1 pseudogene is annotated in these 252 nt (G+C 65.5%); it reads right to left on the bottom strand.

The features are described from left to right. Window positions 1-252, bottom strand: a pseudogene (locus OP18_RS59065) (ABC transporter substrate-binding protein); the annotation flags it as partial.

The following is a 252-nucleotide window of genomic DNA, read 5'->3' as shown; positions in this document are numbered from 1 at the left end:
TCAGCTGCCCGCCCTGGACCTGCAGCAGCAGCTGGTTGAGGTAGTCGTTGTACGGGTACGACGGCGTGCTGATCTTCACACCGGCGTTCGCCGCGGTGTATTTGCTGATCTGTGCCTGGATGGGTTCCTTGGTGACCGCTTCGTTGAACGACCAGGACGTGAACGGGAACTCCTTCACCCCGTCGTCCTTGAGGCCTTCGGTGCCGGCCGGGGTGGGGGTGTTCGTGGACGGGGCGCAGCCGGCCAGGGCGG

Origin of the sequence: Dactylosporangium aurantiacum (genome assembly GCF_000716715.1) — a bacterium.
In the GTDB taxonomy this organism is placed as follows: domain Bacteria; phylum Actinomycetota; class Actinomycetes; order Mycobacteriales; family Micromonosporaceae; genus Dactylosporangium; species Dactylosporangium aurantiacum.
This window is presented reverse-complemented; position numbering and strand designations above follow the sequence as displayed.